This window comes from Bartonella sp. AU15XJBT (genome assembly GCF_028618615.1).
Taxonomy (GTDB): Bacteria; Pseudomonadota; Alphaproteobacteria; order Rhizobiales; family Rhizobiaceae; genus Bartonella.
In genome coordinates this window covers 1-1,192 of sequence record NZ_JAQITG010000102.1, presented here as the reverse complement: position 1 = coordinate 1,192, position 1,192 = coordinate 1, and the positions used below count along the sequence as shown (strand labels likewise).

Below are 1,192 nucleotides of genomic sequence, written 5' to 3'. Positions count from 1 at the left end.
GGTCTATATTTTTTCTTTGTTTGAGAAACCTGTTCTGTATTTTGTGATGTCATAAAATACACCCTCCAGATAATAAAAAACCCCGCAAACGCGGGGATTTTTCACTGTACATTTCCCTCTCTAGACACAATACGCCTAAGTACAGCAGTGTCATTAAATACGATTTGCTACACTTTGTCAACACAAAAATAACACATATTGATATATTCGAAGGGAATCTGTATGAAGTGAAGATGCAACACTGAGAAACAAAAGATAAAATCTGATGTTAATACCGTATTTAAAGAAAATTGCCTTATTCGGAATAATGAGTATCTTATTCACTGGTCATGTAAGTAGTCAACCATTAACAGAACATGTTTCTTCGGGACCTCCATGCTCAAATGGGCAAATTGCCGTTTTTCGTGATGTACAAAAACCGTCCTCTTTTATTACTTGTATTTCAGAAAGAATGTTGGATTATATTTCTAAAGAAATCCCTAGAGGTCCATTTAGAATAATTTCTATAGAAGAAAAAGACTATCTTCGTATACTAAGACGACATTTTAATAAAAACAATAGAATAGAATGGTTTGTAATAGGCTTCATAATAATCACCATAATGTCTCTTCCGATTAACATACTTTGGAGATTTAGGCTAAAGATTTCCGCGTTTTTATTTACAATAATGACCGCCTTAGCTGTTATTGCAATACCATATATATATGGATATATATGTCTTTTTGAAATCTACTTTTTTGAAAAGTACTTCTGAAGCACATTAAGAGCAACCCTCAATGAATTCACAAGGTGTGGTAGCATTTGATCTTCTACAACGAGGTACTGTAGCGCAGCATGAAGATTATACTGTCTATAGAGGCATTGGGCTTCTTTTAGTGCCTCTTGCATGTTTATAAACTGCTCTGTTGCAAATGCTACCCACTTATCTCTTGCCTTATCATCAGATGATGACGGCATTTCGTCATAAATCGCATTAGGCAAGCCCTTTGCACAAAGGTAATCGTTTCTTATCTGTAGGTACTGTTGCGCAGCGTCATATTGCTCTTGAGTGAGTACACCTTGCAAACAAAGCCGCCCTATATAAGATCCAGAAAGTGGATTTTTTGCCTCTTGTAGCGTTAAACCGAAACGCTTTGCACGCATTTCTATTGCCAATTGATTAGCAGCTTCACGGGGCGATTTTGCACGTGAT

General features: G+C 36.2%; 1 protein-coding gene. It reads right to left on the bottom strand.

Translation table 11 applies throughout. The features are described from left to right. Positions 1-729 precede the first annotated feature (729 nt). Positions 730-1,192, bottom strand: a 463-nt coding sequence (locus PVV57_RS10335) for a hypothetical protein (protein ID WP_273784048.1), incomplete at its 5' end; no start/stop codon positions are given.